Genomic DNA, 277 nt, shown 5'->3' with positions numbered 1-277 from the left:
CGCCAGGCGTGATTGCGATTCAGACGCTGGCGGGCGCGATGGCGACCGGAACGCACGGCCAGGGATTGCAGCAGAGTTCGATTGCCGACGAAGCGCTGGCCATCCGGATGGTGCTGGCCGATGGCAGCGTGCGCGAATTTGTTCGTGGCGACGCTGATTTCCCGGCAGCGCAGGTCTCACTGGGCGCACTAGGCATTGTTACCGCGGTAACCCTGCGTACCCAGCCGTTTAGCATCTTCACCTGCCACAAATATGCCGTCTCTGCCGATACCCTTGA

General features: G+C 62.1%; 1 pseudogene. It reads left to right on the top strand.

The window, feature by feature from the left end:
- Nucleotides 1–277: pseudogene (locus tag SB765_RS29360) on the top strand (FAD-linked oxidoreductase); the annotation flags it as partial.

The organism is Pseudomonas sp. SIMBA_067, assembly GCF_046534675.1.
GTDB classification, from domain to species: Bacteria; Pseudomonadota; Gammaproteobacteria; order Pseudomonadales; family Pseudomonadaceae; genus Aquipseudomonas; species Aquipseudomonas putida.
This window is presented reverse-complemented; position numbering and strand designations above follow the sequence as displayed.